Genomic DNA, 25,089 nt, shown 5'->3' with positions numbered 1-25,089 from the left:
AGTTTTTCTTGTGGTTATCCTATTTCAAAGGATATGGTGGGATAAATGCTTTGCTAACTACACCTTAAGAGACTTCTTTAATTTTGATGTGTTCGCAAAAGGAAATAGGTGAATAAGAAACAACGTCAGAAGACTTTAATAGCTCCTTCAATTATGGGAGGAAATCTTGCATGCATAGGCACAGAGGCAAAACGTATTGAAGCAGCAGGTGCAGACCTCATTCATATTGATATCATGGATGGTCACTTCGTCCCTAACCTGACTTTTGGCCCCGGCGTGATTGCTGCAATCAATAGATCTACAAACCTCTTTTTAGAGGTGCACGCTATGATCTACACACCTTTTGATTTTATAGAGGCCTTTGTCAAATCAGGGGCAGATCGTATCATCGTACATTTTGAAGCTTCTGAAAATCTTAAAGAACTATTATCTTATATTAAAAAATGTGGAATACAAGCGGGGCTAGCTTTTTCCCCAGAAACCTCTATCGAATTTATCCCTCCACTCCTACCCTTTTGTGATGTTGTACTTTTAATGTCTGTACATCCAGGATTTTGTGGTCAAAGTTTCATTGCTGATGTTCCAGATAAGATTCGTTTTACAAAACAGGCAATAAAGACCATGGGTCTTGAAGATTCTTGTTTGATTGAAGTGGATGGTGGCATTGACGAAGCTTCCGCTAAAATATGTCGCGAAGCAGGTGCAGATATTTTAGTTGCAGCCTCCTATATGTTCCAACAAGATGAACTGACTATGGAAGAAAAAGTTTTGCTACTTCGAGGAGAAAGTCATGGTATTAAGTAGCCAACTCTCTGTGGGAATGTTTATTTCCACAAAAGACGGTTTGTATAAAGTCGTAGCGGTTTCTAAAGTCACGGGAAATAAAGGTGAGACCTTTATCAAGGCTTCATTAAAAGCTGCTGATTCTGACGTCATTGTTGAAAGAAATTTTAAAATTGGCCAAGAGATAAAGGAAGCACAGTTTGAATCAAGGAATCTTGAATATCTATATGTTGAGGGCGAGAACTTTCTTTTCTTAGATTTGGGAAATTACGAAAAAATTTATATCTCAAAAGAAATCATGAAGGATAATTTTTTATTCTTAAAAGCGGGGGTGACCGTCTCTGCCATGGTTTACGACGATGTAGTGTTTTCTATAGAGCTACCACACTTTTTAGAATTGATGGTTTCTAAAACAGATTTCCCTGGAGACTCGCTTTTACTTTCTGGTGGCACAAAAAAAGCTTTATTAGAAACTGGCGTCGAAATTACAGTACCTCCTTTCGTAGAAATCGGAGATATTATAAAAATTGATACACGTACGTGTGAATATATTCAACGCGTCTAACTTCAGGCTGAGAAGATAAGAGAATACAGGTATGGATTTAAAGCAAATAGAAAAGCTCATGATTGCTATGGGACGTAATAGCATGAAGCGTTTTGTGATAAAACGAGAAGGTCTAGAGCTTGAATTAGAAAAAGACACAGGAGAAAAACCCAATCAAGAACCTGTATTTTACGATAGTAGGTTGTTTGCAGGTTTTGCTCAGGAACGCCCCATTCCCACTGATCCCAATAAAACAATGGCTAAGGATGTTTCTTTGGAACAATCTGAAACAGAATCCCAACAGGCTTCCGGAGATTTTATTAGCTCTCCATTAGTAGGAACTTTTTATAGTTCTCCGTCTCCCGATTCTCCTCCTTTCGTAAAACCCGGAGACGTGGTTTCTGAAGATACTATCGTTTGTATCGTAGAAGCAATGAAAGTCATGAATGAAGTTAAAGCCGGAATGTCTGGTCGTGTTGTTGACGTATTAATCACCAACGGCGATGCTGTACAATTTGGATCCAAGTTATTTCGTATAGTTAAAGCTGAATAATGAAAAAAGTCTTAATAGCTAACCGAGGGGAAATTGCGGTACGTATTATCCGTGCTTGTCATGATCTTGGATTAGCCACAGTTGCAGTGTATTCCTTAGCTGATCAAGAAGCTTTGCATGTGTTATTAGCTGATGAAGCTGTTTGTATAGGGGAGCCTCAGGCTTCCAAGTCCTACTTAAAAATATCGAATATTCTAGCTGCTTGTGAAATCACAGGAGCCGACGCTGTTCATCCTGGCTACGGTTTCTTAAGCGAGAACGCTAACTTTGCCTCCATTTGTGAAAGTTGCGGATTAACCTTTATAGGCCCGAGCTCAGAATCTATAGCAACAATGGGAGATAAGATAGCGGCAAAACAGCTCGCAAAGAAAATTAAATGTCCTGTGATTCCCGGTTCTGAAGGCGTTGTTAAAGACGAAACAGAGGGATTAAAAATTGCCGAAAAAATAGGCTTTCCCATAGTTATTAAAGCAGTCGCTGGCGGTGGCGGTCGAGGGATCCGTATCGTTAGAGAAAAAGATGAATTTTTCCGAGCTTTTTCAGCAGCAAGAGCTGAAGCAGAGGCAGGATTTAATAATCCCGATGTCTATATTGAAAAATTCATCGAAAATCCCCGACACCTAGAAGTGCAAGTTCTCGGAGATAAACACGGAAATTATGTGCATCTTGGAGAAAGAGACTGCACAGTACAAAGACGTCGACAAAAACTCATCGAAGAGACTCCTAGTCCTATACTAACTCCCGAACTGCGAGCCAAGGTAGGGAAGGTAGCTGTGGACCTAGCAAAAAGTGCCAACTATCACTCTGTGGGTACAGTAGAATTCCTATTGGATAAGGATAAGAAGTTCTACTTCATGGAAATGAATACTCGAATTCAAGTCGAACATACGATCACAGAAGAAGTTACGGGAATAGATCTTCTTAAGGAACAAATTTATGTAGCCATGGGGAATAAACTCACCCGGAAACAAAAAAACATTGTTTTCACGGGTCATGTAATTCAATGTCGAATTAACGCTGAGGATCCTAGCAATAACTTTTCTCCTTCTCCGGGTCGGCTAGATTACTATCTTCCACCTGCAGGTCCTTCTATACGTGTTGATGGAGCTTGTTATAGCGGCTATGCTATTCCTCCCTACTACGATTCCATGATTGCCAAGGTAATTTCTAAAGGAAAGAACCGAAAAGAGGCCGTAGCCATTATGAAACGCGCCCTAAAAGAGTTTCATATTGGAGGGGTACATTCTACGATTCCTTTCCATCAATTTATGTTAGATAACCCTAAATTCATTAATTCGGACTACGATATCAACTATGTTGATCATCTTCTGTCCCAGGGCAATTCTCTATTTTAAGATTCTTCATACGTCTAGAGATTTTATCTCTAGACTTATTTCTTTGCTCGCAATTAAGAAATTTTAACAATAACGGCTTATATTTAAATAATTCTATTAATAAGCGTTTTATGTTAAAATATTTGAGTTTTTTTATCTTAAATTAATCTTTATGAGAGTATCAGAATCTTTTTGCTTAAGTTCTTTGAATAAAGAACATTGCTTTTCCGATAGAATTTTATCTAGTCTATACAATTATTTTTATTTCGGCGGTAAACGCATAGAAATCATTTCTAGAAGTGAAAACCAAGACATTATTTGTTCTTCCAACCAAGGAAGACCCGTACCCCTTGCCGAAAAAATCGTAAAAATACTTTCCTACTTCCTTCTCTTTCCTATTGTACTAACCGTCCTACTCGTACGCCTCCTACTGCACAGGGCTATACATAATCATAAAATTGTTCTTCTTGACAGTCAGGACCCTGGTGCAGCGTGCGCCACCCATTTCAAAAACGCCATAAAAACAGAGATCGGTAAAGCTTCTCAATTTGCAGCTTCCTTCCTAGGAGGTAGTGTATCCAACATCGAAGATGTGCAGGGAGGTGTAATGACACACCTAAAGAACTTCATGAACATAAAAACATCCGATACTCAACAGGATTTTTTTACCCCTTTTGTAGGAACAAGTTCTCAAGACGGGGTTCTTCAAAATACCCGTCCCCAACCCACGACGCATCAGACACCTCTGACAAGTCAGCCCCAAATAACTGCGCAATCTAGGATTAATAAGCTAAGGTCTATATTACCCAAGGAATGGGCAAAAAACCCCGAGAAAATCAAAGCCCCTCTATTTAAATCGCACCCCGAGCAAGCTTCTCTATCTCCGCAAGCGAAAGAACGTCTCGTAAGGAAATTCTTAAAATTCCTCTCTGGAAAAAATGTTCTGAATTATCAGGGTCGTCAGCTCGTCTACTTCTGCCACCTTGAATACTTTTTTCTCGTAAAGGGGGAGGAGGATATGCTTAAGCGCTATACTAAGTGCGGAGCTCTGTTCTATAAGCCTAATAATACACAGGAGAAATGTCTAGGGGAGAGCCTTATGGATCAGCTAGTGGATCTAGGTATCTTTACTGAATATACCAACACTGAGTACATGGTTTCCGGATATTTCGATTAGTCCCAGAGGTGCTGTGAAGTAAAAATACAAAAAATTATATAAATCGTGAAGCTGCTTTTTCTTAAAGACAAGCAGCTTTAACAATACCCTCTCTCAAATACTTATGGGCGCTCCCTGAGTAGATTACGGGGGGACCACCCCAAAAACATCATGTTAAATTCCGTAACATTTACACCAACATATTCTCCTAGTCGAGTAGAGAAACTTTCTGCCGTTCTAGATTCATATTTTTATCTGCAGGGTAAGAAAACTAAGGTTATAGACAAATCCACTGAATTAGGTCTGAGGTTCGCTGTTCAGCATCAAGGACATTCTGTACCTACCACTGAAAAAGTTCTCAAAGTACTTTCCTGGATCTTTATTCCTATTGTTATCGTTGCCTGGATATTACGCCAAGCCTTGCATCTATACTTACATATTGCCTATCCGTGTGTATATCTCGATACACCTCTACCCGAAGCCCTGCAAAAAGACGTTTTTACAACCTGCCAGAAAATATCACGTACCCTTAATTCGAGTACAATTTTAACTATGCCAGAGGAAAAATACCAAGAACTTAAAGCTGAAGGCATCTCTATAGAAAAGCCTAAAGGAGAGTTTTCTACAGCTCTTCCTGTAAGGTTTTATTTGGATTCTCGTAAATCACATACATTTTACTTATTAGGGCAACGAGATCAATTTGATACGCATTGCCTAGATCTTTATCACCTAATTCAAAAGGGAAAAAATCTTATTTCTGAATTCGAATTAACAGGAAAGAACGATAAAAAATCTATAGAAAAACTCTTAAGAACTCGGCTAGGAATCGCGGCAAAAATTACCAACCTTCCTAATCAAAATCAACAAGCATTATACAGAGGATTAAAAGCAGAATTCTACTTCGATAACTATCCTAGTTATGTTTGTTCTCTCGAGGATAACACCATAAGCCTGCATGATGTCGCAGGGTCGTATCAAGATGAGTTCAAAGAAGTCGATGTAGCAAGATTTGTGCGTAATGTTTTAGAGGCACGCCATCTAGAGAAAAAAGAGAGTCACTCTTATATATCCTGGCCTAAGTATATTGGCTGTGACATGAGTTCCGGGGTTGTTATTTTAGATGATGAAGAAGAAAATAAACAGTTAATAACTACAACTCCTCAGGGTAATACCGAGGCAAACCTTAAATTCTTCTCGTCACAAGCGTTTATAGATTGTTATAAGAATATGAAAAAAGGGCATATGGTTCCTTACGTATTAGGGGAGCATGCCGCATTCAAACACCATCAAAACAAATACCAACTGATTATGAATGAGTCGGGGAGCCGCCTACCAATGGACTCATGCGAAAGTCGACAACACGTGATGACTGCCTTCCTCAGACAAGTCCCTAGCGCCTTTCTAGGGGATGTATTGAAAGAAGCAACACCCCAAGAGGTTGCGTCAGCACTACGATCACTAGATCGCGAGAAGATAGCACGCTCTCTGAATTTAAATAGAATTACGATTCCTAAGGAGCACATCTTACAAAAAAAACAACACCTAAGACTTCTGAATGATAAACAAATTAAATTACAATTAGCTATCGAATTCATCGCAGAAATTGTACCCTCGATATTGCCAAGGACAGAAGGAATTTTCATTCCCTACAGAGAACAAAGCTGTGTTAGCTCCGAGACTCCACTAACCTTATGGGGAATCCTTGCCGGTTCGACAAAAGACAGTTTCACAAACTCTATACTCTTACAACTGGTAGAAATGCATATTCTCGAAGGGTTTACGGAAGTAAAGTGCGGATTACATGTACGCCTTAATACCAGACAAATAGACCTATAATTCACAATTATACATTCGCAAATAGAGAACCGTGCGTCCTTTGTAACACTTAACAGGGGACGCCTAATATCTTTGTCCTATATGAATCTAGAAACCAGACTTTAGGGGATAGTACCCGAATATTGAAATCCGCGACCGGTATCTACTCTTGAGTGCTTAATCAAACGATCCTCTCTTGCTTCAGCAGCCTGTTCATTGCCAATATACCAGCAAGCCTGCTCGCAGAAATTATTGTAGAGAGCTCTCCACTCAAATTCAGGCGTACCCTCTCGATAAAATCTAGCAGACCAACGATTAACCACATCTGAGGGAAGGCTGCGATCGCAAAATATATGTAGGAATCTTGCAAAAGAATAAGCTACTGATGCTCCATAAAATGTTTTATAATGATAGAAGCGCCTATTAACTAATCTATCTAAATTTGATAAAGCTTGCCCTTCTCGTTCTCTAAAGGCATCTAAATCCCTCAAAGTATAGATACTAATTGCGAAAGATGCTTGAAGATATTCCGTCATGAGAAGTGTAAACAACTCATCTTCTTCCTCGGGGAGTACAATGCGCCCCTCGTCGTTTATCAATGCACCCAAAAGTTCTTGTCGTTTTTTTTCTACTAAAACAAATAAATAAGAAATATCCTCATTAATTGGGGGAATGCAGCGTAGCCAAGTAATAGGTTCCAAGTCTCCTCTTTCATCCCGGAGCAACTGCTCTGCAAATTCCATAGCAGCCATGCCTTGAGTGTTTAAAGGGGGGCACGCACCTTCTGCAGCTGACCTCAAAGCCACCTCCGGTAAAGCGACTTCTGCAAGATTAACTGAAGACATTTCAAAACCCTCTAGGGACATTTCAAGAACCTCTGATGAGGATTTTTGTCTTCTACAAAGGGCTGCTCTAATTAAACAAATAATTACAAGTCCAAACGATATGCTCCCAAAGATTAACAATCCACAACTGGCACTTCCTACAAGACCTAAAGCTCCGAGAAGTATAAAAATAGTCGGAAGTGCGACCCCAACAATAGAGGCACTTATTTTCAAAAACTTAGACTGTAAAACCCTTCGCCCTGTTTCAGTGTTTTGTGTAAAACTTAAACAATTGTCTATTCCGTTCGAACTAGACATACAGCACCAAATTAAAAAATCGACCGAAAAATTCTAAGCAAACACACCAATTAAAATCAAATCAAAAATTCTATACCTAAAATATTTATATTTTTACAAATCTACAAAAATCCCGGGAATCTTCTAACTATAAGTATGGATTGGGGAAAAGAAAAAGTTAGGAAAACACAAAATTGATAACTTTCTGGGAATTTTTCCTGGTTCGATAAGAATCAATGGGTGATCTTCGTATTTATGCAAAAACCCCAAAAGCATGTTATCGAGGATTTAGAAAGAAAAGTATGGGGAAGTCACGCGCCTTAAGATTACACAAGAAAACCTTTGATTTATAAATCCCATATCTCTTCTACAAACAGGAGTTCTTCTTATTTTCTAATATATAGAAGAAAAAGCTGGTTTCCGTGTAGCTGAACACAGTATGCTCATTATTTTCTTCTATACTCGCATTTATAGACTAGATTTTAAGTTGGGACTGTTCCGGCGAATTTAAACTCGCGACCATTGTCTGCTCTTGAATGCTTTATCATGCGCTCATCTAGATTCTCGGCTTCTTGTTCATCACCCAGATACCATCGAGCCCGCTCGCAGAAATTATTGAATAAAGCTCTCCAAGCAAACTCTTGAGTGCCTTCTTGATAGAATCTAGAAATACTACGCTCTACCATATCTTCGGGAGCACCACTATCACAACGTCTGTCTAACCATCTTGCCAAGCTATATGCAATAGACATCGCATAAAATGTTTTATAATTATATGAGTTCTGTCTAGATAAAGCCTGTGCGTAAGAGGCGGTATCTGCATATTTCTTCATATACGCATCCAGATCCCTTAGAGTATAAATACTTACAGCGAAAGCCAATTGCAGGTATTCCGTCATAAGTACAAAAAACTGCTCATTTTCTCTATTAGAGAATACAATCCGTCCTTCCTCGTCTTTCAATATATTCATAACTTCAGAACGTTTGTTGTACATCAAATCGAATAAGCAAGAAAGTTCCTCATTGATAGGAGGACGGAGATAGTTCCAGGGAAGAGGTTCCAGGTTGCCTCTGTTATCTTCAAGAAGTTGCGTTGCATACGCCAAGGCAGCCTCGCCTTGCGCATTCAAGGAAGGAATCCCGCCTTTTACAAACCTTAACGCATTACTGACCAGATTAGTTGATAACTTTTGCCGTCTACATTGAACGATCAAAGATCCAACCCATCCACAAGATAAAAGACCAAATGTTACTCCACCAAAGACTAACAATCCAAAACTCGCCCCTCCTGCCAGGAGTAAAGCCCCGAGAACTATAAAAATAATCGAAAGGGCTATGCCTAAAACAAAAGCACTTTTTGATATTTTACACCAAAAACCTCCTTGTACTGGTGTATTGTTTTGTGTTAAATTTACGCAGCTGCATATTCTGCTCAAACTAAGCATATATAAAACCAAATTAAAAATTGACCCAAAGAAGGTATAACACCAGTTAAGTTAAAAGCAACTTGAAAATCTCATTCCTAAAATTAAACAAACTCTGACCATCTTCTTTCCCCGGCTCCCAAAACAACTTAAACTTCGCGTATTCCTTGCCAGAGAGTAAGGTATGTTGTTTTATAGAGTAGCGATTTTAGAATCCTGATAGATGCTCCCAAGATTTCGAAATGAAACAAAAAGATAAAGTCTTCGGTATAATTAAAATTTAGAACCCATTCTATTGTTTGCTCACAAACAGGAACTTCTCCTAAAAGTATAGACTCTGAATCTGAGAATCCAAAAATTTGAATTTTATACAGGCTCGTTTTCTACAAGATGATAGGATCTAGACTGATACCATTTTAATACGATAAATTGCACAGCAAATGCGACCAGTCCCAAGCCAGACATCCCAAGACCCACACTACCTATAAGCAATAACGGAAAGCTAGCGCTTCCGGCCAAACCTAAAACTCCAAGCACCACGAAAATTATGGGAATAGAGATTCCGATAATATTTACACATATCTGCACAGCTTTAGAATGTAGACAAGTTCTCCTAGGTTCAAAATTTGTTAAATGAAAAATACCTCTCGATATACTACCGGAATACCCCACAACCCGACCAACTTAAAAAATAAACCGAAATATTTTAAACAAAAAAATAATTAAAACAAAGAAGATATTTTATTAATCTCGTGCTAGTAGAGAGAATAGTTATTAAACACCCTCTTATCTTCAAGAGTGTCTTGTTAAACCTTGCGAGGGGGCCAATAAATAATAACCTTATTCGCTGAGTAAAAGTGTTTTTCAGCGCTTCCTAGAATTCCTAATCTTTCTAATTCTTTTAATACCCGAGATCCAAGCAATCCCTGTGTTAGGGGGTCTTCGTCTGAATAATCAAAAAACAAGAGTTTTGCCCACAGAGTGTCGGGGCGGCCTAGAGGAATAGCAGTCTGTATTGTACCGTCTGCATTTTTTTGAGATTTATAAATTAAGAATGCTAAAAATAGTCTGGTTAACTTTTCCATACCCCCGTGACTGAGAATATTGTCCGACTCATTTTTAAGAATTTCTCGGCAAAGCATGGGGAAATTTATGGGAAAATCGGAAGGATCGCCTTGAGGGCTTTTCTTCACTTTCTTGCGCTTATATAGAGGAATTTGGATCCCAGAAAGATTTATTTTACTCGATAGCTTGGGGTAATTAACCCAAAAGCTCATATTCTTCAATTTAGAAGAGTCTGTTGAATCAAAAGATATAAAACAATCTTCCAAAGGCAAAAAGCGGTAGATAAGGGGAAGACGACGTATATTTTGCAGCACATCTGGACAAGAGATAAGTAATTGTCTTTCCTCTGCAGAGACTAGGCTATCCAAGCAAACAATACGACCTTTATAAGATAGATATGCGTGCAAAAGGTTTCTTAGAGCTAAAGCAATAATTGTCAATGGGATTAATACCCAACTAATGATTTTTAAGACTTTCTCACAGGTAGACAAAGTTTTTCCTGGAACGGTCACAGATAAAAATCGGTCCTGGGGGTCTCTAGCAACCACATAGGTTTGCTTTCCTTCCAGGTAAAAACAAGAATCTAGAAAAGAAACGGTTTTCTCGAGAAATGATGGCTTAGAATAGTCGGAAAAAATGATATGCGGCATTTTCCCCCTAGACAACAAAAAGCTTTCAAATTTTCAAGTATTTTACACCAAACCACAAAAAAATTAAAACACTGATAATCATTCTCCTCTGTTCATCCGAGAGGTCCCCTCTGACGTCTCTGCATACATGTTAAGAACTCTTTACCTATAAAAATATACTCGCGAAGATGATAGAAAGTCTTCATCGGATTTAGATAAAACTTGTAGAAGTAGAGAAGGGGGTCTTGGATTTGAATCCGAAAAACATGCTGCAAGATTTGCTACGGGGAAGACTGGCATAGTTCATGGTTTTTATTCATATGTACTCCAAGATAAAAACGGAAATTATACGGATACCTACTCTATTTCTGCGGGATTAGATTACATAAGTGTGGGACCGATACGCAGAAAAAGTGTATGAATCCAGACGCGCTCAATATACCTAGAATCTACTCATACAATGGCTCATACAATCAACATTGCTCCTTCTATAGATAAGGATACCATTGCCATTGTTAACCTTTCCGAACGAGGGGACAAAGACTTAGCACAAACTATAAATCTCGCAAGACATTTTCACCTTATCCAGACAGACAAACTTCCCCGTGTAAACACTTGGCTCTCACAGTTGCTTATTAAAGCTTGGAGCTAGAGACGCTCTTATCTTTGTCCGTAGTAGTAGAACTTTTCCCTGAAATAGAAGATTTGAAGCTCACATGATAAATGTGACTATCGTGAAGACTTTTCTGGAAACCTGATTTAATTTTTCTTGTAGCATAGACTTGCTCAGCAAGTGATCTAATATGAGCAATATTGCGATTGATTAGCACAGTGGCTATTGTATAATTACCCACCTGTAATTGATAGTTATACTTAGTACCATCACATCCTTGCAAATCCAAGCGTACTTCTCCTTCTGTGAGAATTTGGCTTTTGGCCTTATTCCTCCAAATATTGGAGTAGGTCATCCTATTGACTAGAATTTTTGCATCGCGTTTATGCGCCTTTGCAATATCACTAACTTTGGATGAGTAGCCTGGAAATAACTGCTCGCGACTTACCTGAATCTCATTTGAACATGATCTAGAACCCTCTCTCAAGTCATAGACCCTAACAGGGGAGGCAGGAGAAACCATAACCTACCCCCCCCCCCCCCGAACACGAGGAAAGACTTCCAGAGATTACTAGAAGACTATTATAGCCTATTCTTACAGAGGGTATAGCACTAACAACCTCTCTTAAAAGAAAATAGCCGCGTACTAATCCAGTAATAAAGCACCCTAAGAAATTTTCTGTCTCTAAATGATTCACATCTTCTCCGAAACAAGGATTTTAGGCCTATTGTATAACCTCATGATAGGGGAACCTCTGATCAATCAACGATACAGATCTAATAGAAATTAGCTATTCGGATAATGAAAACAGCATCGTTCATATCTGAAGTTCTAGATAAAGTCCGATGATTATCCTTAAGAGGTGTTGTCGCTAAATATTCTTTGCTTGCGCTGTGCTTTAACCGGACCTCATCTCCATCTCGCAAAAATTGATCTTTTGTTGTGTTAAGCTTCTCAACTATCCAGCCACATCGGTCAGAATAATCTCCGCTGTCAAAATAAGCTTCCCCAGCAATTCCATAAAATGATAAGAATGGATAATCCGTAAACTCTTGACCCAAAAACCCTCTTTGAATAGCTACAGATCCTAAAAAGCAATAGGTATTATGTAAAATATTTTGCGTAACCGATCCATTGTTATCTATGCAGAAGTAAAAAACTATCGGCGAAGCCGCTGAACTTTCTTTTAATGTAGGGAATAGGTAGGGCAATGTTGACCAAACAGCCATGTAGGGATTACTAACAACCAGAGGGGAGTGAGCAGCTTCTAAGGTAAACCAAGCTGTATTTACGTTAGCCCCTGAAGTAAATACTGCTCTTTCCTTTCTTTCACTAGTTTTATGCTTTTTTAGATAGACACGAACAGCTTGTTTAAGAGACTTTTTCTTCTGTGCTAACGTATCTTGATTTTCCTTAGGGAAAAAGTCTGTGGTAAGTAAATCGGCAATAGGCAAAAGAGAAACTTGAATAGGCACTGGCTCTAAACGCACACTTTCTGACCACTCTGTGAAATCCAAATGTTCATCTTTCATAGAAGGAAGGACGGTGCCTCCTAAAAATACTGTGTGCGATGAAGACTTAGAATCATACGAAGAATAGCCGGACTCAACTTGATTGGATACAGATCCTTTAATTAAAGAGTTAGCTGCAGCGGTTTCCAGGGAAATTTTCTGACTTTGTAATTCCTCTACTTGCTGGAAAGAGAGTTTTAAAGCTTGAAAGCCCATTCCACCGTATGTGGCGGAGGTGATGTAATGAGTTCCAAAGCGTTGTATGAAGGCTTCAAAAGAAGAAGGATCATTCACTTTTAACTTTGTTTCTACCCAAGACTGGAAACCTGAGTCTAATTTTTTCTGACTGTTTCCCTCATCTTCTTTCAAAATATATAAAGAATGAGCAGCTGTAGAGCAAGTAACTGTGTTTTTCGCTTGGTGCGTACTTTTCTGTACGAATTCATAAGTCACGCTCAATGAAAAAGCTGCACCTTGTGCTAAATCACCATCTGATTCCTCATCACCATCACCGCCCACGAGAGGAACCTCTGGAGCTCCAGAAAGTAAGCTTACTCCCTTTTTCAATTCAATTAGATAAATATGACAATCGTCTAAACTTTTCTGGAAACCTGATTTAATTTTTCTTATGGCATATGTCTGCTCAGAAGGAGATTTGATATTCGCAATCTCTCGATTAATTAGTACAGCAGATATAGTATGACTACCTACCTGTAATTGATAGTTATACTTAGCGCCATCAAATCCTTGAAGATCCAAGCGTACTTTACCTTCTGTAAGAATTTGGCTTTTAGCTTGATTTCTCCAAATATTTGCAAAAGTGATTTTATTAATGAGAATCTTGGCTTCTCTTTTGTATTTTTTAACAATATCAAGGAGCTTCGGTTCATAACTAGGAAAAAGCTGTTTGCGAGTAACAAGAATTTCCGTTTGCCCTGATTGAAGAGGAGCAGGACTACCCAAAGATAAACTGTCCACTTGAGACAGAGCGGGGGGAGGTACATTAATGGTAACAGAAGTAGAAAAGTTCTTCGTAAAGGAAGTAGTCTCCTCAAATATTGATGTATCGATTTCTACATCTAGAGATGGTTTTGGTAATAATTTAGTTCCTGGAGGAATACCGAATCTTCCATCAGAACTCAGTTGTGCTGTTGATTGACTGAAAGAATAGTCCAAAATATTCTCAGAGCTAATACTATTTAAGATATTCAAAGGATCTAACTTCACAATATCTACAGCTCTTCCTAAGAAAGAGACATTACGCACCAATTCAATTTCATCACCAACGAGAGAGAGCTCTGGCTCAAAAGATCCTTCTGGAGGGGATTCTTGCGTGATTAGGTACTGCACACCATCGAGAGCACTTCTGAGTAACGCTTGTTTTATCTCTTCTAAAATTTCAGGATTTTTATCACGAAGATCAATAGCTAAGTCGACAATACAAGTTGCTGCGCAAGCTGAAAGTCTTGGTTCTACAATCTGAAAGAGCGTTCCGTTCTTTACTGAACTAAGAGACAAAATGTATGGCGACTCATTGTTTTCAACAAATTTTTGAGTTTCGAAAACATCCGAAGGAATTTTCTCAATAAAGGACGCTAAACGATTTTCTTCCTCCATATAGGAGTCTAACGGTAAAGGGCAGCGCCCTAAGCGGGGATTAAATACAGTATAGGGTTGCACAAGATACAAATATTGCGAATTGGGCATGGAGAAATCCTTCGAATTAATGACTACGGCTACTACAGTATTGTATTTTTTTTAATAACACCACACGATTCAATAACTTTAACAGCCTATTTGCTCCCAAAAGTCTGCTGAAAAGGAACTTATATTAAAACATGAGATATTAAATATCTCTTAAGTTTTTTATTAAAAACACAAGTATTATAGAAAGATTTTTTATGAATAAAAACGACTATAATTACATCTTCTTTTATAGAACAACCTAGTCTAATAAACCTTAATTTTCTGTAAATTATATGGTTATGACGCAGGCTTGTTGATTTTTTTTTAAATTTTCTTTAAAATTCACCAACATTTTTCCGAACTCATTAACATTCAGGGGGTTAGTAGTGGGTTATTAAAAACAACTTGTGTGCGTTGATCATGACTCTGCCAGAAAACGTAACATCCGCCTCATTGCAATTCAATTATACAAGCCAATCTACCGCTAATTCCTCCTATCTTAATCAAAGCTCTCTCGCGTCTACCTCACTAGATGATAGGCTTGCCCTCTATGATGAAGCCGTAAATCAAAATAACTCAACGGAAGGTGTCGTTAAAATAGGCGAGATGATTCAGAAAGATCTCTATAATTTGACACAGTCGAATACCACTGAATTCGCTGCATCACCAGCCAATCATACCGGAAATTGGAAAACTTCTTTATTATATAATTTAGCCCAGCTAGTCGCTAATCTTTTCCAGGTGCAAGTGATTCCGGCTAAGATTATCAAGTCTACCACCCCGCCCCCACCTACACCTGAAGAACCCAAGAAGACACCCACAAAAACTCCAGCCCAGCATACCAATAAACACATGCGCACTTCTTCAAGTCAACAGCGCCCACGTTTGGGGGGGGGGGTTCCTGGAGTAAGCCCCTCAACAAAATCAAGAACGGTGTCCTCTCGAAACTTACGCGCAGAAAAACTACGTTCTTTTTCTAGAAAGCGGAGATCTTTAGAAGAAAAGGCAGAAGGGAAGGTTAGCTCGAGTTACGATCTTACCTCTAACAATATTCTTGAAAAATTAAAACTAACAGAAGAGCAGAGGCAGAAATGTCAGAGAGCGATTAATAGCTTAAAGAAGTCCATAAATCTCTATAATCTCTTGGAAGACAAAAATTCAAGAGAAGGACAAAACCTACTAGCTAAACAAGCTAACGCTTTATCTTCTATTCAAAAAACAGCCCAACTAACTCAGGATCACGAAAGTACCAAGGTATTATCTTCCATTAAAGCTGAGTATTCATCACATCGTGTTCTCGTAGACAAGCATTTTCACGGTATTTGGATTGCAGGGTCTCCGCCAGATGGAGTAGACACCTATATTAAATTATTCTTAGAAGTACACCCTGATTTCGATTTTTTATTCTGGGTTGATGAAAAGGCTTATGGAGCTGCTAAATTTACGTCCACTATGAAAAAAATAGCTTTTGACGCAGCTCTTGTAGAATTAAGAAATAAAATACCTGCAGCTGATCAAGAGTTTATCAAAAAATACGACGATTTAAAGCAGAAACACGCCGAAACTAAAAATCCTCGGGAAAAGAAAGCCTATAACCGCGAGTTATTAGATCTCTATACAAGCTACTCAAGGATAAACAAAGACATTAAAGAAAAATTTGATGTGTTGTTTTTAAAGAACATGGTTACCTATCAGGACAGTTTCTTTAATTGGTGTCTGCTTAAGGGGGTCGATAGAATTTCTGATGAGAACCGAATCGAATACCTTGAAAAAGAACTGAAGCTGTCTGAAGACGAGGTTAAACAATATAAAGAAACTATCGAGACTAATAAAAAGAAAATCCAAGATATCGTTGCTAAAGTTAATGAAGGTTTAGGATCCGAAAAAGTCCATATTAAAGACATCAAAGAACTGAAATCCATGCAGGATAGAACTAACCGCTTCAATTACGATTTAGAGATGTTCTTGAGGTGGAATTATCCTGCAGCATCGGACCAGATCAGAATGTATATGCTTAAAGAATACGGGGGAATTTACACAGATTTGGACATGATGCCTCCATATTCCCAAGAAATAGTGAAGCTAATTCAAGAGAAGGGCGGCTCTAGGTTTTTGGATGAAACGCCTAATAGACGAGCAGTTTCTGCTGCGGTATTACGAATGGCAAGCGGACAAGAAGTTACTATAGATAAAATTGGAGAGGACATTGATATCAGCAAACTTACAGCAGAGGATAAGACCAAACTAAACAATCTTATTTCTTCTTTCCAAAGCATGAGTACAGGCTCAAATACAGACTCTAGGAAAAGACACGTACACCATTTCTTTCAAAAGTTCAATCTCGAAGTCATTCGAGATCACATGCCTATTTTACGAAGATATCATAAACGCGCAAACGGTGAGTGGAATGTTCGTGGATTAAATGGTTTTATGCTAGCTCATCAAGGCAGCGAAGTAGTTGATAGGGTAATTCAAGGCCAACAGCAAGCGTATAACGAAGTGAGGAACTTAAGGGAAACAGTTCTTAGCGGAGAATTTTTTAATACCCTAGATGATCTAAAACAATTTCACCACAAGGCTGTGGTAGGAGGCCATTTAGTTGAAAACTACCTTGCAGGAAGCTTGTTTCATGATTTTAGACAGGATACTGTTATTCCACATGCCTTAAGTACTTTGGGAATTTCTGGCCCCGACTTAATCACGAAACAGATGGTCCAATACTTCCAAGACCTGGGCACACTTGGGCAAGATTATCTTAGGATGAAGGGTAAAAAATTAAATACAGCAGCTTACATAGGCACCTATAAAGAGATAAGAGATGAGAATGGGAAGATAGTTACACTCGATTGGTCGAATCCAATATCTGTAGGAGCCAATGACGTCACTCCCGCAGATGAAAGTACGTGGTGCGTATCGAAACAAAAATGTGCCGCTGAGCTACTTTTTTCTGACACTTCCAAACTACGTACAGAATCTCCCAAAAAGATTGAGCGTACTCGCGTCTCTACAGACGAGTTCACTAAGTTATGGTCTGAAGACTCCAAAAAACATCTCCCTAATGATTTATTAGATCGATTTAATCTCCTCATTGAGAGTAGCAACGTAGATATTGTACAGATATCCGAATGGGATCGTGATGCCTATATTTTAAAGACAAAGATATCAAACGATGCAGCAGCAACAGCATCCATATTTTCTCTACAGTTACAAATAGCCTATCTGATTCGTAGTACTCATCTTCCCATTTCCAATCAGGTAAATTTTTTCTTGGATACTTATAAAAATTTTGAATCCAATATAGAAAAATCTATCCAACTATATCTAAATAGTCACCCTCAGACAAAAATTATATTCTGGCATAGCGAAACTAGTGATCTATCATTATTCTTAAAGGATATAATGTCTGTGTCTGCTCGAAAACAAGCTATCCATAAGCTTGTGAGTTCTACAGAACAACCAGCTATGTCTACTGAAGTCGCTGCTCTTCTAGAACAATACTCAGAGCTAAAATCTAAAGACAGTTTAGATATCCTTACACCAGAAGAATCAGATAAATTCCTAGAACTAACACTCCAGCTATCAGAGAACAAGGATATTACAACTAAGATTAAAACTCTTGAAGCTGAAATCACTTCGGGTCATTTCTTTAAAGATCTAGAAAACACAATGAAATCCTGGCTGAAGCTCTCAGAAGACAAGCGAAAAAAGAAAGTCCTAGAGCGCATAAAAAAAATGGAGAAAGACGGGGAGAAGGGTAAGCAAGACCAAAAAAATAAAAAGCAATGGTATGATGAACTTTATGACAAAGCATATAAAAAACGTGTCATAGATCCTAAGAATAAATTACAAAAGGTTTTCCAAAAGTTTCAAGATACTAATCGCGTCAAAATAGAAGATCTGGATAAATTGTTGCATGACAAGCCCTTATTCGCACAGATGTATAAGGACGGCTACTCTTTTAATGACCTCAAAGACATCTATAAGTTTATGGCAGCTGATAGAGGTATTTCAGGCATCTTTTCTTCTGACAGTATTTTCCCTAAGCCTTCCAACCAACTCGTAGACATTATAAAAACCTCTCTGGGAGAAGATTATGATGAAGCAGCAAGAGCTCTTCCGATTATATATGATTACCTAGCTATGGATCCGAAAAGTTCGGAAGCACAGCAGGCCCTAGAGAATATTCCAGACGACTTGAGAGAGAAGTTAAAAACCTCTTTGCCTTCTGATTTACTTGTGCCTGCAGTTGATGCGAGCGTATCTGCCTTAGGCATGCAATATGGAACAGAGAATGGTTTAGAGTCCGAGCATGTCATGACCAGTGTAATTCCTGGAATTCTTAATCCATCAAGCTACACTATGGCTCATTATTTAGAAGCTCTATATGTACTACATAAAGAAATTCATAACGGCTCTTTAACAGCAGAAAAAGCAAAACAATTACTTAAAGATGAGGGGGCCTACTGTTTTACGCACGAAACGGGTATCAATGACCTAATAGAACGAGCGAAAAGTAAGGATTATCTTTCCTTAACCGAAATTCATCGCATTCTTACTAATCAAAAGAATTTAGCACAAGCAACGTCATCTTTATTATCAAGAATTTTGCCTGGAGCCAACGGAATCTTGCAAAGAGAGGCAGATTTCGGTCGTCCCTTAGCAACAGTAATGGCAGATTCGCCCGCCATCAATTCCTATGACTACCTTGGGGTAGGACTAAGTAAAGATCTGTTTTCTACACCGCCCGATATACCCACAATACAATCTGTCGTAGAGCAAGCAAAATATACAGTATTTTCCTGGAAAGAATTTTATGAAAGTCATGTCGCCCTCTGGGATGTTGTAGCAGCACGATTAGGTAGTGAGAAAACTCAGATACACCCGCAAACATTTCTATATGAATTAGAAGGACGTTGTATGGGTCTATCTATGCTTTATATGTCAGCGACTGACGTTGTTACATATGCCACATTAGTGGAAAACCTTATGACTGCGGGAGCTCTATTTCAAACAAAAGAGATAGAACGTCTACCACTAACTTGGTCTGACGATAGATTTCTCTCTAAAACCTTAAATTTAGTCGACTGGTTACAATATCAGGGAAATAAAAATCTAAAAGCCTCTGGAATATTAACCCCACATAATTGGGATATCCCTACGTTATCTAAATTCTTCGAAACACACCCAAATGTTAAAAGTTTGTTAGTTACTACGCCATCCCATTCCATGGTTTTGCAACCACTTGGCTCTACTTATAGAGTCACAGACCCCAACTTTGGACATGTCGACTTTCCCTCTATGGAAGCAGCTCTCTATTTCTTAGAACTTTCTGTACAATTATCAGACAAAATAAAAGCTCGTTACGGAATATCTGACGATCAACCGATACAACAACAAATAAAAGTCTTTTCTGCTGATACCCAACAAGCCCAACATACTTGGTTTCCTTCTACCGAAGCGGGGTTAATATCGCAGCATCATTATCCTACTTGGGAAAAAATGATTTTAAAAAGTGAGCTAACAATAAATCACATAAGAACAACTTGGGATAAATTATACTCCATTGGTGGATCTATCAACAATAAACGAATTGATGAGACCACCCGTGAAGCTGACCTCGACCGTTTGAAATTAAATGGGGACATTTTATCCGAATTTCTTTCTAAGAATGTTCTTGATGCTGAAAGCGTCAAATTAATCTCACATCTTTTAGAAACTCGGGGTGTTGAGCCTGGAACTAAGCAGGTCAGCAGAGGAGCTATTGTTGAAACTCCTAATGATTTTGCCCCTTTATTGCTCTCTATAAAAGCAAGGGCTTCTCGGGCTCGCTCCATGTTACAAAACATCATGGGCGAGATTTCAAAAAAGATCCAAGAGTTAAACCCTTCTAAAGATAAAAAAATATCTGTTCAAAACATAGAGGTTACTGATGGCGATGAAATCTCCTTCGATTTTAAGCTTGGAGAATCTCTATTAAAAAAGCTCAAAATTAAAAGCCATGGCCTAGTTTCAACATTTAAAAAATTTGGCTCCATGTTAAATGATCTTGCTTCTACAGGGGTCATGGACTTAGAACTGGGGATGTCTATAGTTTCTATTGTACAGTATGTACGCCTGGTGCAAGCAGGGAAATCTGGAGACCCGCTGGCAACTTTTGATCTTCTATTGGAGGTCAAAGAACTTTCTGAAATGACTTTAGGAGCGATTATCCAAGGAGTAGCTGGAAAATTTATCACTTCTGAAGGAATTGATGGATTTCGGTTGGAATCTGTCTTGTCCAAGCAACTTATAAAAGCTTCTCATAGAGTTGGAGGAACTGCAGGAAAAGCACTTGCTAGAGCAGCTCAGGTTTTAGAGCTTCCTATTCTAGAAGCTGTTGCTGGTGTTTGGGGCCTGTATAATAGTGTGGACGAACTACTGCACGCGTCCTCACATAGTGATCTGATGTCTGCACGTGTTCAAGTCGCCTTCGATGTCATTACACTTGCATTAACAGGAGCTTCTATCGTTGCCCCAGCCGCGATGCTAGCTGTAGGGCCTATTGCTGCTATTGGCATGGGAGCAGCATCAATTGCTCGCAACGTAGCTAAAACAGAAGAACGTCACTGGAAATGGGAACAATATAAACAGTTCCTTCAGGAAGGAGGAGAAAAAGTTCTTACAGCCATTCCTGAAAGAGGATTGCTTGATTTTTCTGGAAATCTTGTCCTAGGAAATATAAAGCTAGACCTAGGGAAAAATCCACCCACACTGACAGGAGAGCGTTCATACAATTTCAACCAATGGCTGGGGCATAAACCGACTTGGTCAGACTGGCAGGTTCGAGATAGGTTGGGCTATGGCTACCGGATTAGTCCAGAAAGAGCTTTAGCAAAAGGACATGCAAATAGTTGGTGGCCGCTTCATGTTCCTACAGTTCCTAGAGGGACCTATAATACCGTCATTCTGGGATACGGAATTACATATAAAGCAGTAACCGAGGTTGTCTATCTCTCTAACAGGGTAGTTTGGAGAGAAGCTGTTTTAGAGCCTGAGAGTCGCCGCTATGAACCTCCCCTGTCGGCTCAGAATAAGTTAAGCACGGTCATAGCTGGGACAACACCGCTAACTGTAATTCCTGTTCGTCTTTTAGATGAAGATTCTGATGAAAGAATTGCGACCGCTTCAATGTATAAGGACTATAAAATTACAGTTGTCGGGGGTATGGGAGGTTTAACTGTTCAAATCGGAGGAGCAGGTTATTATAACATTACAGGAGATCCACGAACAGAAAACACTATTTCATTCCGCGCTATTCCTCAGCCATTTTCTGTTAATTTTAACCTAACAAAATTAGAACAAGAAGTTCCTCTAATAAGATCTAATGGAACGAAACTAAATATTTTAAAAATTAGACAAAAGGGATTCACGACAATCATAGGTTCCTCTTCTGGTCAGGATACTTTAGCGGGAAATCATAATACAAAATTCTACCTGAGTCCTGGAGGAGGAACTATATATTCTGGAACGGGAAAAAATCAGTACCACATTCCAAAGCTAAATGGGAATCTTACTATTGTACTCGCTACGAATTCTACTGAGCATAATCTTTATCTCAATATGAATTCATTTGAAATGAAGTCATGCGGAGACAACTTAAACTTAGTGGGGCTGAATGGAAACAGCACGGGAATATATATTCAGAATGCGGACAACAGTACTTCCTACAATCATTGGACAGATTGTTTCAGAGTGAAGTTTACGGATGGTATTACAGTACAAGCTATCGAAAAAGCAACTCCAGAAAACACTACAAGTACTGTTACTTTAGGATTTAAAACATGTGATCAACATGCGTGGGCACTAAAACATCCTGAAGAACCTGGATTCCCTGAAAATATTATTCAATATATGAAAAAAAATCTCTGGTGGTTTGCTCCTAAAGTATCCATTATTCAGAGAGAAAGTGAGGTATCTTATTTTGATTATGAAAAACTTCTTGTTTATAAACCTGCTAGCTATACGGAATTGGTTATCAGGGCTCAAGATACCTATCAAACAAAAGTCGAAGGTGCTGTAGGTGTTTCATATATTCTCTCTTCCTCTCCAAATACAAATACTTCGCGCATCACAATACAGCTAGCAGATGATGGAGATTCTCCTCAACTTCTTGACATGAGCAATATTGTTCCAAGTTTAGTATTAGGTAAAATAACCAATGGCACTGCAAATACTTCGAGTATAGATTTAGAGGTTTCTTCCCCAAGATACAAGATTCCTCTAACTCTACAATGGAATCCAGAAGAACCCCCTTGGCAAACAGTGGTAGAAATTAATCCACACGATTGTCCTACACTGGGTCAATGGTATCGTACTCTGCAAGAAAATCCGACAAAATGGCATACCCTTTACCACCACAGTGCCCTAATTCCTGAAAGATTTGAAGGCATAATGAGCCTGAACAACACGGCCGTTCTGATGTTAAGTGAATCACGAAAAAACAGAGAACATATTCTTGGTGTGGAAAATAGAGGGGAGGTGAATCTAAAGATATGGGGAACGCTCTGGTCTGGATATATCAAAGGAGCACTTCCACATCATCTACGATGGATAATGTTTAAAAATTTCCGAAATCTAAAGAAATTTGACATTACAATACGTCCACATCATTTTCAATATCTTGCTTTCGAAGGCAGTGATAGAAGTGGTGATAATATCCTGTTCCATAGTGTACTAGAATCCTACCCATTTGAAGCTAAAGTTAAACCCCAAACACAACTCTCTCGCCATCATTGGAAGTACTATGATGAAATTCGAGTCTTCGCAACCTCATTGAATCTTCAAGATTTCAATCGCTATCGCATAGCATCAGAAAATGAGGCTCTCTCAAGACAATTAATGTATGCTCAAGGTTTAGTCAGCATATCAAACAGAGACTTCATCTTAAAATTCTTCTATATCAGAGAGGGGGTAGGTATAGGCGCCATACGCTTGGTATTTAAAAACTTCTTTGTTCCAAGCATGGATGAGATTCACGAGTCCACATTAGAAAAAGAAGCAAAACCAATTCTGGCAGCAAATCCCCGCCAATTAATTGATTCAGCTTATTGGAACTATTTAGAACTAACATTAGGAGAAGAGAAATTTAACTTAGCTACACTTGCTAAAGAATTCAGTTCCTCCTCGCATATTTTACCTCTGAAAGAAGACAAAACGCATCATCTTTTGGCTCTTCCTGAGAAATATCGTGCCGAAAACCTAGTTGTATTAACTTATACGATAAATCCTAAAAACAATAACACTTCGATCAAAAATACATTGAAGATCATTGATAAAGAAATGCAAGAATACAAGCTGCCTTTGCCAACAATCGTGGAAAGCTCGTATTACTTGGATCCAGTAACTGGAGATCTTTATTTAACGCGCATTCTGGAAAATACAACAAAGAATCAAGCATTTGTCATTAAGTTGAAAGGATTTAAACGCGATTGGGATGCGTTTAAAAACACTCTCATCTCAGGAGAACATACGAAACTTATAACATCTAGTGGAACTATGGTGACGTTTGTTGGTCCTGAGTTGCGTCATTTAGAAATTGATTTTCCAAAGAATATTACAGAGACAACCTTCTTGAAAGAATCGGTAATTTCTAGATCTGGTTTAGTGTTCCCACCCAATGATCAAGTCGTACATTATGATCCTCGAGTGAATGCCCAATTCTACACATGGTTCGATTATGTGTTATGGAATCTTCGAGACAGAGCGAAAGGATCTAAGAGAGCTAAAGCATACGATAACTATTTGTTAGAATCTGCTATGCATATATACGATAAAAATCCTGAATGGAAAGTTCCCGAAAGCATGCTAGAATATGCTGCAGGCTATTACAGAGCACAAACTTCTCATTGGGTACGTTACCACATGCGTGTAGGCACACGTATGAAAGTTCCTGCAGGCAGCATTAAAATTTCATTAATCACCACACAAAATGAGATTTTTTCTCGTAAATCGGGATCTGGTTACAACATCTACTTCATCATATTAGGCTTAAACAAACATGTCATAACACATACTCAACCCGGAAATATGTTGGTTGATGTAAATAAAGACACTGTTCTCACAGTGAAGAAAATAGATGAAAGTGAATACCACAAAAAAAGAATCTATGTAGTGACAGAAATGACTTCAGAAGAAACTCGCAAACTCCAAGCTGATAAAAACGTAATTGTCATTCCTGGTGGAGAAATAGGGAACAATAAACGAAAAAATAGCGATAGAGAGGTTATTTCAACTACTGTACTGTTGAAAAATCAACATCATTATGGGAAGGACGTTTAACTTTGTATGTGGACGCAAGTTGTGAAACCACAAGAAGCTTGTCAAAACACAAAAAAAAATTTATCGAAAATGCCTCTAATTAAACAAATTATCCTTAGAAAGGCCTTTGCAAAAACTAGATAAAATTTCTTACATTTGGCAACATGTTGAGCACACGAAACAAAATGGAGTACGCTAACAGAGAATTACATAGAGCTAGAGTTTAGAAATGCTTTTACGGCAAAACACTATGCCTATAGAGCTATCTTGGGGGAAAACATGCTATGCTCGTGATGCATACCTATGCACAAAGATATAGTTTCGATGGTGTATTTCTCGGTCTTTTTATTTCTTCGTTTCTAAATATTTAGAAAAGTCTAACGAAGAAACTGCATCGCCACCCACAGTTTAATCATTGAACTCGATAATGAAGAGAAGTTCTATATAGCAACTAGTCTCTTCTCCTGTCTATTTTTCTCTTTTAGGGATTGTTTTTTGAATTTGCATCAGAGATATGGCTGAGGGCCATTTCTTTTGTTTATGTTTGTCTGAATAAAG

General features: G+C 38.5%; 14 protein-coding genes and 1 pseudogene. 9 read left to right on the top strand and 6 right to left on the bottom strand.

Annotated elements, in window-relative coordinates; translation table 11 throughout:
• Nucleotides 1-108 precede the first annotated feature (108 nt).
• The 6 genes from rpe (at nt 109) to CF_RS02290 (ending at nt 6,206) form a co-directional block, all read left to right on the top strand.
• Entirely contained in the window at nt 109-804 is a 696-nt protein-coding gene (gene rpe / locus CF_RS02315; RefSeq protein WP_011458009.1) for a ribulose-phosphate 3-epimerase, read from the top strand.
• A complete protein-coding gene (locus CF_RS02310; RefSeq protein ID WP_011458008.1) occupies nt 791-1,348 on the top strand; it encodes an elongation factor P in 558 nt (185 codons plus the stop codon). Before rpe ends, CF_RS02310 begins: the two co-directional genes overlap by 14 nt.
• A 31-nt stretch (nt 1,349-1,379) precedes the next feature.
• Nucleotides 1,380-1,880, top strand: coding sequence for an acetyl-CoA carboxylase biotin carboxyl carrier protein (accB, locus tag CF_RS02305; protein WP_011458007.1), 501 nt, complete (start codon nt 1,380-1,382; stop codon nt 1,878-1,880).
• Nucleotides 1,880-3,235 (top strand): acetyl-CoA carboxylase biotin carboxylase subunit, encoded by a 1,356-nt coding sequence (gene accC, locus CF_RS02300; RefSeq protein WP_011458006.1) that lies wholly within the window; start codon nt 1,880-1,882, stop codon nt 3,233-3,235. The genes accB and accC overlap by 1 nt, the downstream gene beginning before the upstream one ends.
• A 151-nt stretch (nt 3,236-3,386) precedes the next feature.
• Nucleotides 3,387-4,391: a DUF648 domain-containing protein gene (locus CF_RS02295; protein WP_011458005.1), complete on the top strand. Its 1,005-nt coding sequence runs from the start codon at nt 3,387-3,389 to the stop codon at nt 4,389-4,391.
• Nucleotides 4,392-4,541: 150 nt separating this feature from the next.
• Nucleotides 4,542-6,206: a DUF648 domain-containing protein gene (locus tag CF_RS02290; RefSeq protein WP_011458004.1), complete on the top strand. Its 1,665-nt coding sequence runs from the start codon at nt 4,542-4,544 to the stop codon at nt 6,204-6,206.
• Between the two features lie 101 nt (nt 6,207-6,307).
• Here the strand turns inward: CF_RS02290 and CF_RS02285 are convergent, their stop codons facing one another.
• The 4 genes from CF_RS02285 to CF_RS02270 form a co-directional block, all read right to left on the bottom strand.
• Nucleotides 6,308-7,327 carry a hypothetical protein gene (locus CF_RS02285; RefSeq protein ID WP_011458003.1) on the bottom strand — a complete coding sequence of 340 codons (1,020 nt, stop codon included), beginning with the start codon at nt 7,325-7,327 and terminating at the stop codon, nt 6,308-6,310.
• A gap of 461 nt (nt 7,328-7,788) precedes the next feature.
• Entirely contained in the window at nt 7,789-8,751 is a 963-nt protein-coding gene (locus CF_RS02280; RefSeq protein WP_011458002.1) for a hypothetical protein, read from the bottom strand.
• Nucleotides 8,752-9,096: 345 nt separating this feature from the next.
• Nucleotides 9,097-9,270, bottom strand: a complete 174-nt coding sequence (locus CF_RS05265; RefSeq protein WP_158296341.1) for a hypothetical protein — start codon at nt 9,268-9,270, stop codon at nt 9,097-9,099.
• 266 nt (nt 9,271-9,536) lie between these two features.
• Nucleotides 9,537-10,445 (bottom strand): DUF648 domain-containing protein, encoded by a 909-nt coding sequence (locus CF_RS02270; protein WP_011458000.1) that lies wholly within the window; start codon nt 10,443-10,445, stop codon nt 9,537-9,539.
• A 217-nt stretch (nt 10,446-10,662) separates the two neighbouring features.
• On the opposite strand from CF_RS02270, the pseudogene CF_RS05340 reads away from it, so the two are divergent.
• Together CF_RS05340 and CF_RS02265 are read left to right on the top strand one after the other, a co-directional pair.
• Nucleotides 10,663-10,824: pseudogene (locus CF_RS05340) on the top strand (tryptophan synthase subunit beta); the annotation flags it as partial.
• A 60-nt stretch (nt 10,825-10,884) separates the two neighbouring features.
• Nucleotides 10,885-11,076 (top strand): tryptophan synthase subunit beta, encoded by a 192-nt coding sequence (locus tag CF_RS02265; protein ID WP_011457998.1) that lies wholly within the window; start codon nt 10,885-10,887, stop codon nt 11,074-11,076.
• Here the strand turns inward: CF_RS02265 and CF_RS02260 are convergent.
• Nucleotides 11,060-11,560, bottom strand: a complete 501-nt coding sequence (locus CF_RS02260; protein WP_011457997.1) for a hypothetical protein — start codon at nt 11,558-11,560, stop codon at nt 11,060-11,062. The two genes, CF_RS02265 and CF_RS02260, sit on opposite strands and share 17 nt — an antisense overlap.
• Before the next feature lie 254 nt (nt 11,561-11,814).
• Nucleotides 11,815-14,256 (bottom strand): MAC/perforin domain-containing protein, encoded by a 2,442-nt coding sequence (locus CF_RS02250; protein ID WP_011457995.1) that lies wholly within the window; start codon nt 14,254-14,256, stop codon nt 11,815-11,817.
• Nucleotides 14,257-14,655: 399 nt separating this feature from the next.
• Between CF_RS02250 and CF_RS02245 the strand changes: the two genes are divergently transcribed.
• The gene (locus tag CF_RS02245; RefSeq protein WP_011457994.1) at nt 14,656-24,552 is read left to right on the top strand and encodes a LifA/Efa1-related large cytotoxin; all 9,897 of its coding nucleotides are present in this window, start codon (nt 14,656-14,658) and stop codon (nt 24,550-24,552) included.
• Nucleotides 24,553-25,089 lie beyond the last annotated feature (537 nt).

The organism is Chlamydia felis Fe/C-56 (assembly GCF_000009945.1).
Taxonomy (GTDB): Bacteria; Chlamydiota; Chlamydiia; order Chlamydiales; family Chlamydiaceae; genus Chlamydia; species Chlamydia felis.
Note: the sequence above shows the minus strand (reverse complement) of the source record. Positions and strands in the feature narration are given on the sequence as shown.